The 9,496-nt window shown below is 63.1% G+C and carries 10 protein-coding genes and 1 pseudogene; 5 read left to right on the plus strand and 6 right to left on the minus strand.

The features are described from left to right. Positions 1-11: 11 nt before the first annotated feature. Positions 12-893, minus strand: a complete 882-nt coding sequence (locus AC1DVN_RS29185; protein WP_070796917.1) for a peptidylprolyl isomerase — start codon at positions 891-893, stop codon at positions 12-14. A 194-nt stretch (positions 894-1,087) separates the two neighbouring features. On the opposite strand from AC1DVN_RS29185, the gene AC1DVN_RS29190 reads away from it, so the two are divergent. The 4 genes from AC1DVN_RS29190 (at position 1,088) to AC1DVN_RS29205 (ending at position 4,730) form a co-directional block, all read left to right on the plus strand. After that, complete coding sequence (locus AC1DVN_RS29190; RefSeq protein WP_477846759.1) at positions 1,088-1,768, plus strand: MBL fold metallo-hydrolase; 681 nt, start codon at positions 1,088-1,090, stop codon at positions 1,766-1,768. A 15-nt stretch (positions 1,769-1,783) separates the two neighbouring features. Then, a complete protein-coding gene (gene hisS, locus AC1DVN_RS29195) occupies positions 1,784-3,055 on the plus strand; it encodes a histidine--tRNA ligase (protein WP_019748310.1) in 1,272 nt (423 codons plus the stop codon). Then, entirely contained in the window at positions 3,045-3,674 is a 630-nt protein-coding gene (locus AC1DVN_RS29200) for a hypothetical protein (protein ID WP_047888379.1), read from the plus strand. The genes hisS and AC1DVN_RS29200 overlap by 11 nt, the downstream gene beginning before the upstream one ends. A 66-nt stretch (positions 3,675-3,740) precedes the next feature. Continuing rightward, complete coding sequence (locus AC1DVN_RS29205) at positions 3,741-4,730, plus strand: malate dehydrogenase (RefSeq protein WP_477846758.1); 990 nt, start codon at positions 3,741-3,743, stop codon at positions 4,728-4,730. 33 nt (positions 4,731-4,763) lie between these two features. Here AC1DVN_RS29205 and AC1DVN_RS29210 read toward each other — a convergent pair whose 3' ends face one another. Next, positions 4,764-6,056: a hypothetical protein gene (locus AC1DVN_RS29210; RefSeq protein WP_477846757.1), complete on the minus strand. Its 1,293-nt coding sequence runs from the start codon at positions 6,054-6,056 to the stop codon at positions 4,764-4,766. Further along, entirely contained in the window at positions 6,053-6,382 is a 330-nt protein-coding gene (locus AC1DVN_RS29215) for a type VII secretion target (protein WP_182261921.1), read from the minus strand. The genes AC1DVN_RS29210 and AC1DVN_RS29215 overlap by 4 nt, the downstream gene beginning before the upstream one ends. 174 nt (positions 6,383-6,556) lie before the next feature. On the opposite strand from AC1DVN_RS29215, the gene otsB reads away from it, so the two are divergent. Next, the gene (gene otsB, locus AC1DVN_RS29220; protein ID WP_019748315.1) at positions 6,557-7,345 is read left to right on the plus strand and encodes a trehalose-phosphatase; all 789 of its coding nucleotides are present in this window, start codon (positions 6,557-6,559) and stop codon (positions 7,343-7,345) included. A 9-nt stretch (positions 7,346-7,354) separates the two neighbouring features. Here otsB and AC1DVN_RS29225 read toward each other — a convergent pair whose 3' ends face one another. The 3 genes and pseudogenes from AC1DVN_RS29225 to AC1DVN_RS29235 all read right to left on the minus strand — a co-directional run. Then, positions 7,355-8,155: an alpha/beta fold hydrolase gene (locus tag AC1DVN_RS29225; protein WP_070386639.1), complete on the minus strand. Its 801-nt coding sequence runs from the start codon at positions 8,153-8,155 to the stop codon at positions 7,355-7,357. 133 nt (positions 8,156-8,288) lie between these two features. Then, positions 8,289-9,080: an ABC-2 transporter permease gene (locus AC1DVN_RS29230; RefSeq protein WP_019748317.1), complete on the minus strand. Its 792-nt coding sequence runs from the start codon at positions 9,078-9,080 to the stop codon at positions 8,289-8,291. Next, positions 9,080-9,496: pseudogene (locus AC1DVN_RS29235) on the minus strand (ABC transporter ATP-binding protein); the annotation flags it as partial. The gene AC1DVN_RS29230 and the pseudogene AC1DVN_RS29235, both read right to left, overlap by 1 nt.

Here is a 9,496-nt window from a genome sequence, read left to right on the forward strand (position 1 = left end):
ATTACGTCGCATCAGTCGAGCCTTACTGTCTTGATGTCGGTGGTCAGATTCGGCTTGCCGTCACCCTCTGGTGTCGATCCGCCGGCCGCGACCTTGTCCAAAGTGGCGAGACCGGTCTCGTCGATCGTGCCGAAAACCGTGTACTGCGGCGGGAGTTGTGAGTCGCCGTAGACGAGGAAGAACTGGCTGCCGTTGCTACCGGGTGTCCCGGTGTTGGCCATCGCAACCGTGCCGCGCGCGTAGGTGACTGGCTCTTGCGCTGCCGGGTCGGTGGTGGCGTACGCCGTGGTGGGGAACTCGTTGTCGAATCCGTAGCCCGGTCCGCCGGAGCCGGTGCCCGACGGGTCACCGCACTGCAGAACCTGGAGCGAGGGGCTCGTCGTCATGCGGTGGCAGGTGGTGTCGTTGAAGTAATCCTGCTGCGCCAAGCTCACGAAGCTGTTGACCGTGCACGGAGACTTCGTTCCGTCGAGCGTGAGCCCGATGTTTCCCTGCGAGGTCTCGACGCTGATGCTCGGCGTCGCGTCCGGCGCGGTGGTGGGAATCCCGTCGGTACGAGGAGGGTTGTTGGCCTTGGACGCGGTAGCGCCGTCAGCCGGGTACGAGCAGGAAACCGTGTCGGCCAGCGGCGTCGACAGACCGGCCGGCATTGCACCCGCGGTCTGCGGCGTGAGGCTCGAATCGTCGGCAGCAGTGTTGGTGGTGTTCGCGTCGTCGTCACTGCGATTGCTGAACCAGATGAGTCCACCGACGACACCGACTACGACGACCACGCCGAGCGCAGTTCCGGCTATCGTCATCTGCTTGCGCTTGCGGGCACGTTCTGCGCGACGTTCGAGCTGACGCTCGAGCTTGCGTTTCGCCGCCTCGCGGCGTTGCTCGTTACTCGGCACTGCTGTAGTCCTCCGTATCGCGGGTGGATCGTGGTCGGCCCGCCGAGCGACACCCTGGGGTCGGCTTCGGCAAGCGGCTCTACTCGTCGTCAGAGTCTCCCATTGCAACCTGAGAACTTACTGGCGGGGCAGCAGCTTAGGCTGTAACCGACAGCGTGTTGTTCGTTTCCACCCTTCGAAGAGGAGTTGCCCCCGTGCTCGTCACTGGTTTTCCGGCCGGGATGTTCCAAACCAACTGCTACATACTCGCTCAGGACGACGCGTGCGAATGCGTAGTCGTCGATCCGGGTCAGGATGCAGCCGAGCCGCTCTTCGAATATCTCGACTCCAAGGACATGTCGGTCAATGCAGTACTTCTGACCCACGGTCACCTCGATCACGTGTGGTCGGCCCGCGAGGTCTGTGAGCGGTACTCCGTGCCCGCGTACATCCATCCCGAGGATCGCTACATGCTCAGCGATCCGGCACGAGGGATCGGCCCGACGATGAAGGAATTCATTCAGGGCATGACGTTCGTGGAGCCGGACGAGGTGATCGAACTGAGTGACGGAGACAAGATCACCGAGGCCGGAATGACGTTCGTCGTGGACCACACGCCCGGGCACACGCAGGGATCGGTGGTGTTCCGCACCCAGGCGAACACCGAGAGCGGGCCTGCGGACTTGGCGTTCACCGGTGACACCCTGTTCCAGGGTTCCATCGGGCGCAGCGACCTGCCAGGCGGAAATCACGAGCAGTTGCTCGCTTCGATCGCCCGGAAGCTACTGGTACTCGGTGACGAGACCGTGGTCCTGCCCGGGCACGGTGGCAACAGTTCGATCGGCGCCGAGCGAAGCTCGAACCCGTTTCTCGTTGGACTCAGCGCACAAGAATAAGGAAAAGTACCTCTCGTGAGTAAAGCCAGCACCTTCTCTGCACCCAAGGGAATTCCGGACTACGTTCCGCCGCAGTCAGCCGAATTCGTCGCCGTTCGTGACGGTTTGACGCGCGCCGCCAGGTTGGCCGGGTACGGCCACATCGAATTGCCGATCTTCGAGGACACCGGCCTGTTCGCGCGCGGTGTCGGTGAGTCGACCGACGTCGTCAGCAAAGAGATGTACACGTTCGCCGATCGCGGTGACCGTTCGGTGACGTTGCGTCCCGAGGGAACCGCCGGTGTCATGCGTGCCGTCATCGAGCACAGCCTCGATCGTGGACAGTTGCCGGTCAAGGTCAGCTACGCGGGCCCGTTCTTCCGCTACGAGCGCCCGCAGGCCGGCCGCTACCGCCAGTTGCAGCAGGTCGGCGTCGAGGCCATCGGGATCGACGACCCCGCGCTCGACGCTGAGGTCATCGCGATCGCCGACGCCGGATTCCGGTCGTTGGGGCTCGACGGCTTCCGCCTCGAAATCACCTCTCTCGGCGATGACACCTGCCGACCGCAGTACCGCGAACTGCTGCAGGAGTTTCTCTTTGCACTCCCGCTCGACGAAGACACGCGTCGACGCGCCGAGATCAACCCGCTTCGGGTGCTCGACGACAAGCGCCCAGATGTACGCGAGATGACGGCCGGCGCACCGCTCATGCTCGATCACCTCTCGGAGAGCTGCAAGGCGCACTTCGACGAGGTACTAGCGCACCTCGACGCCTTGGGAGTTCCCTACGTCGTCAACCCGCGCATGGTCCGCGGCCTCGACTACTACACCAAGACGACCTTCGAATTCGTGCACGACGGACTGGGCGCGCAGTCCGGAATCGGTGGTGGTGGTCGTTACGACGGACTGATGGAACAGCTGGGCGGACAGCCGCTCTCGGGGATCGGGTTCGGAATCGGCGTCGACCGCACGGTTCTCGCGCTCGAGGCCGAGGGTAAGTCGGTTGCGCCACCGGCACGTGTCGACGTCTTCTGTGTACCGATGGGAGCCGAGGCGAAGGCGGCACTGGTGAAGATCGCACACCAGTTGCGTGCCAATGGGATTCGCGTCGACCTGGCGTACGGAAATCGTGGCGTCAAGGGCTCGATGAAAGCGGCCGATCGCTCGGGCGCCGCAGTCGCGTTGGTTCTCGGCGAGCGCGAGCTCGAAGAGGGCGTTGTCGTTGTCAAACAATTGGCGACGGGTGAGCAGGAGACGGTGCCGCTCGACCAAGTTGTCGACAAGCTCGGGGATCTCGTTGAGCACTGAGGCTGAACCGGTTTCGCTCGATCTGGTTCCCGTGGCGTTGATCGCGCCGCGGCTGAAGAAGTTCGCCGTTGTTGTGGTGGTCTTCGGTGTGGTCGTCGGGTTGATCGTCAGTGTGTTCTCGACGATGACGGTCGGAGTGATCGTCGGTGCCGTCATCGCGGTTCCGACGTCACTGGCGATTCTGATGACGCTGCGCCGGCATATCACCTTGTATGGCAACAGGATTCGAGCACAAGCTGGTTTTCGCACCAACGACGTCGACGTGGCCGAGGTGCTCACGGCGGCGTTGACGGTGCGATCCGGCCGGATCAGCGAGGTCAGCCTGACACTCGGTGACGGTCGGTCCACCGTGCGAATACCGCTCGCGCTCTACACGGCAGGGGGCGGGCGCGAATTGGAGATCCTTGCACTCCGCAAGCTCGCCGACGCCCTGGCGGCCAGTGAGTTGGTACCGGCTGCCGCGTTGTCCTCGGTGCTGATCGAACAGTTGCGTGCCGAAGCCCGCGGCGCCGGACTGGCCGAGCGTCCGCTCTACCGCGCCGTCGAACTCGTGACGGCGGAGGGACGAGTGCCGAGAACCACACTGACGGACCACGAAGTGGCCGGATTACTCGACTAGCGTGGAAACCGTTCTTACAGCGTTGTAGAACGGACAGTCGTGAAAACGGCAGGTGAGGAGTCGGCAATGAGTATTGCGCCCGTAACCGTCACGGTGACCGGAGCGTCGGGTCAGATCGCATACGGCATGCTTTTCCGCATAGCTGCGGGGGAGATGCTCGGCGCTGACGTACCGATCAAACTTCGACTGCTCGAGATTCCCGCCGCCGTGTCCGCAGCCGAAGGCGTCGCGATGGAGCTCGAAGACGGCGCATTTCCCTTGCTGAGCTCCATCGACATCACCGACGATCCCGATGTCGCCTTCTCCGGCGCGAACGTCGGGATGCTGGTCGGTGCACGTCCGCGGAGCAAGGGGATGGAGCGCGCCGACTTGCTGAGCGCGAACGGCGCTATTTTCGCAGCGCATGGGAAGGCGATCAACAACAACGCAGCCTCGGACGTCAAGGTGCTGGTCGTCGGAAACCCGGCCAACACCAACGCTCTCATCGCGATGAACAACGCGCCGGATGTACCCGATACTCGGTTCAGTGCGCTGACGCGCCTCGACCACAACCGAGCGATTGCGCAGGTGGTGAAGAAGACCGGCGTTCGTGCGTCGTCGGTGCGCAAGGTGTCCGTCTGGGGAAACCATTCGGCGACGCAGTACCCGGACCTGTCCCACGCGACCGTCGCGGGTGAGCCTGCGCTCGCGGTGATCAACGACCGAGACTGGGTGGAGAACGATTTCATCCCGACTGTGCAGGTGCGAGGCACCGCCATCATTGCTGCGCGTGGATCGTCCTCTGCGGCAAGTGCGGCCAGCGCGTCGATCGACCACGTCCGTGACTGGGTGATCGGAACGGCCGAGGACGACTGGGTATCCATGGCCGTCTGTTCGGACGGTTCCTACGGGGTGCCCGAAGGATTGATCTCGTCCTTCCCGGTGACCTGTGCCGATGGTGAATTCGCTATCGTTCCGGATCTCGCGATCGACGACTTCTCACGCGAACGGATTGACCTGTCCGTCAGCGAATTGGAGCAGGAGCGTGCGGCGGTACGGGAGTTGGGCTTCGTTTGAGGTTGTAATGCCGCCCCGGCCGGGGAGTCCCGATCAGAGATCTCGGAACAGGTACTGATCGGGATTCTCGGCACCGAGCACGGGCGGTGACACCATCGGTAGATCGTCGACCATCGAGTTTTCGTCACCGGCGCTGACGAGATACCCCGGAGTCGTGCGTGACGACTCGTCGTCCCGCGTTCCGCGAGGACCGCCGCCCATCATGCCGCCCGGCGATATGCCGCTACTGCCGACCGCCGAAGATGGTGCACCCAGGCCGGGCGTTGCTACCGGAACCGGTTGAACTGCAGCAACTCCCGCTGCACCTCTCATCGTTCCACCGGTAGTGCCGCTTCCACCCACCCATGCTCCGCCGGAGCTCGCTGTCGCACTGGGCGACGGCGACCCGCCGGCTGCGAGTGACGTCGACGAATTGCCTGCGCCCCACAGCTTGTCGACGCCGGTCGGAAGTCCGGCGCCTGCCTGCGCTGCCGAGGTCCGAACGGCGTCGGCGCCTGAGCGGGTGGAGAACGGTGCGTCGCCGGCATCGGTCGATCCAGACAGCGGCGATCCAGACAGCGGCGATGCCGACGCGGCTGATGCCGCCAGAGGTTGGGCGATCTGACGGGCGGCGTCGGCGAGCGCCTCCGGAGTGGCAAGGTTGGCGAGAGCCTCACCGATCGGTGGAGTCGGCACGGGGATCGACCCGGCAAGGGCGTTCATGGCAGCGGTGTGCCCGAGCATTTCCCCGCGAGTCTGTGTCACCGCCGCGACGGCTGCCTGCATGTGTTCGGCTGCGGAGGCAATCAGCATCGCCTGTCCTGGTGGTGTCCACGCGATCGGTGCAGCAGCTGCAACCGTGGTCGCGAAGGACTGCGCGATCGCCGCGAGATTCGCGTTGCCTCGCTGCACCGATTCCGCGGCGGCAGCAGCGGTTTTCGATATCGCGGTTCCGCGTTCGCTCAATTCTGCGCCGCTGTTCTGGGCGGATCGCGACAGTTCGGTCGCGGCTTCGCTGCCGGTGCTGTTCCAGGTCTGGCCCACCTCGGCGACTGCCCTTTGGGACAGTCCCATGGCTTGGTCGATGAGAGTGGACGCCTGGTTGAAGATGCCGACGGGATCGGTGCCGGCAAAAGTGCCGGTGCCGAGGCTCTTCCCGAGTTCGATCAACGGCGCGAACAGATCTTCGATTCCGGGTAATGCCGGAACCGGTATGCCGGCGAGCATCGATTCGACCGTGTTGTTCGGCAATGCCGGGGCCGGAGCACCACCTTGAAGGAATTCGAGGACCGTCGTCGAGTCGTCTTCGGTGTTCATGCGATCGGTGTCGACGCGATCGCTGTTCACGCGGTCACGTCCGTCGATCCAGCGATGCCGGCCAGATCTGACGCGGTTGAAAGATCTGTGGTGTCGTAGGCCTGAGCGGCTGCACTCGCCGTTGCTGCGTTGCCGGCGTAGAAGGTCGCCAGTGCTGCAACATCTTTGGTGTGAGTTGCCTGGGCGCGCGCGAATGCCTCGAGAAACTCGATGCCGACAGGACCGACGGCTGGTGCGACTGCCGCGATGTTGGCGCCCAGATCGACGGCGGCGGCCTGCGCGATGTGTCCTGCAGCTTCGGCCGACGTCGAGCCGTACCTTCGGATGTCGTCAGTGACGACAGTCAATTCGCTCATCGTTACCCCCCCAGTTGGTAAGCGTCGTGAGAACTGTAACGGACGGAATCGGCGCCGGAGGGGAGTGGACACGGCTCACCCTGCGCTTTCCGGACAACCTGGACGAAGTGGCAGAGATTACATTCTGATCCGGTGTTGGTATTGCGGGTGCGATCGATTTGGCACACTCGAACCATGCGAACCGCTTCGGACGTCATCCTCCGACTCACGTCCGATCCAGCTCGCTGTGGACTGGTGATGGATTTCGACGGTGTGCTTGCACCTATCGTCGACGATCCGTCGGCCAGTGCGCTCCTGCCCGGTGCCGAGGAGGTGCTCGCGACTTTGTCGAGGCACTTCGGCGTGGTGGGCTTGCTCTCGGGACGGCCGGCGTCGTTCTTGCGAGAACGACTGAGTCTGGATTCGGTTGTTCTCATGGGTTCCTACGGCGTCGAGACCTGGACGGAGAACGGAATCGAAGTGCTTCCGGCCGTCGCTGCGTTCAGTGATGCCGTCGCCGAAGCAGAAGCCGAACTGCGTCGCCTGTTCGACTCTCAGTCAGTTCCTGGCATCCACGTCGAGAGCAAAGGCCTTGCGGTGGCTGTGCATTGGCGTCGGGCCGCGGATCGAGCGGTCGCGCAGCGCCTGGTGGAAGCAGCGACGACAGAAATCGCGAGCCGGACCGGGTTGCGGCGTGAGCCCGGCAAGTTGGTCGAAGAATTGCGTCCACCCGTTGAGGAGGACAAGGGGACAGGCCTCCTTCGCGCGATCGCCACCGCAGGCGTCGACGTCGTCGCGTACGCGGGCGACGACCGTGGTGACCTACCTGCCTTTGCTGCTGTCCTTGCCTCGGGTGGAGAAGCGTTGGTGGTCAAGGGCGATGACATTGCACCGGAAGTGGCTGCTGTCGACGGCGTCCAGTTCGACGGCCCGCCGGCATTCCTCGATTGGATGAAAGAGCTTGCCGCGCACCTGGAACGCTGACACGTGAGGTCAGTCTGCCAAGAACTCGACCAGCGCGCGGTTGACCTCTTCCGGATTGTCCTGTGTGCATTGATGTCCGACGCCGGTGATCACCACCCGGCGAATCAGGTCCGGTAGCTGGTCGCTCAGGGCGTCGTAGATTCGATCGAGTTGGCGCGGCATGTCGACCTCTCCCCGCATCAGGAGGGTCTCCTTTCGGGGTGCCGTATCCACCGGGCAGAGTGACGCGAACCCGCTTGTTCCCAGATCCAGCCAGGTCTGCCGTCCGGCGGCCAGCATGCAGTCTGCAACGTATCTGCGAGTTGCGGGATTTCGACTCGACCACCGGCCACTGTAAAAGGCAAAGGGACCCCACGGGATCCGTTGATACAAATGCGTGCCGATTTTGATCGCCGAGGCAGCGGTTCCACTCATTTCCCGGTGCTGGCCAGGGCTGCCGATCATGACGAGCTTGTCTACTCGATTCGCATGACGATGGGTGAACTCCTGCGCGATGTTTCCGCCGAACGAGTGTCCGACGATGCTTGCACGATCGATTCCGAGCGAGTCGAGCATGACCTTCACGTCGTCGATCACAGTGTCGAGAGTGGCGCGGTGGCCTTCCTCGAGAATCGACAGCCCTTGACCGCGTAGGTCGGGCAGCACCAGGGAATAGGCGCCCGCGAGTTCCGCGACCTGGTCGTCGAACATTCGATGATCAACTCCGGCGCCATGCAGGAAGACGATGCATTTCCGATCGAGCGCCGGCGTGCGCCACACACGCATTTCGGTGCCCGGAGTGGAAATAGTCTGGGTTGTCAGAGTCTGCATCGCTGTCCGTTGCCTCAGTTCGTTGCCGAATCAGATGGAAGTGAGCCTATCCTAACTTCTGTGGACCGCGGTTGTGGCAACAAGAAACTGGCCGCACCGGAACATCTCCGGTACGGCCAGTCTTGGTGTTAGGTCAGGCGTCGCGCTTGTTGACGACGGCGATGCTGATTCCGAAAACCACCAGCACAAATGCTGCGAAGTAGAACAGGCTTCCCCAAGGGCCCCAATGGAAATTGGTGCTCGAACCCGAAGAGAGGAAGTGGTCGGCGTTGGCGAACGGGAGGAACGGTGTGACGTTTCTACCGAAGGATCCGAACATGCCGAACAGGCTCTCGATGAGCAGCGGCCAGAGCAGGAGCAATGCAATAGCGCCGGCAGATTGCCGCAGGAGTGCTCCGACGGCGATGGCAAGGACAACGCAGAGGAAGGCGAAGATCGGTACGCCGTAGACGGCGCGCCAGGCATCGGCGTTGTCGAGTGCCAGATTGGTGGAACCTTCAGAGCCTGCAGCAGCTTTGGTGATGAATACCGCGCCGAGCATGAGAACGAAAGACAGCGCCGCGCCGAAGGCGCCGATCAGGCCGGCTTTGGCGATCAGGACCGAAGCCCGGCTCGGGATGGCCTGGAAGGTGGTGCGGATGATGCCGAAGCGGTATTCGCTGGTAATCGCGAGGGCCGCCATGATCATCAGGACCATGACGCCGAAGCCGGAAACTCCCAGTCCCGCTTCATTGAACGTGGGGAGGAACTTCTCGAAATCAGGAGTTCCTGATGCGGCTTCGTCGTTGTACGCCTGAATGCTCGAACTCGACGAACGCCCGATCATCCAGGCGACGCCCAACCCTAGGACGATGATTGTGATCGTGCACCACAGCGGCGACTTGGTCGTGGTGATCTTGATACGTTCAGCACTGAGAACAGCCATTACAGTGCACCTCCCATAGCGTGCTGTGTGTTTGTGTGGTGGGCTCCGGCACCCGGATCGATACCGGATGCGTGGTACTGGACATCGTCTCCGGTCAACTTCATGAACGCATCCTCGAGCGATCCCTGCACAGACGCCAACTCGTGCAACACGATTCCCTGCGAACCAGCCAGACCGCCGATCGCATCAGTGGTCGAATCCACGACCACCAACACCGGCTCCGATCCTGAATGCTCCTCGCGGACAGTCAGTCCGTGGGCAGTCAATGCGGCATGGAGAGCGTCCAATTGTGGGCTGCGCACGCGCACCGTCGACTCCGACGAGCGATCCACGAACTCCGCCACCGTCGAATCCGAAATCAACCGACCCCGACCGATCACCACCAACTGCTCCGCCGTCAACGCCATCTCCGAGAG

This window comes from Rhodococcus sp. P4_E4 (genome assembly GCF_056401575.1).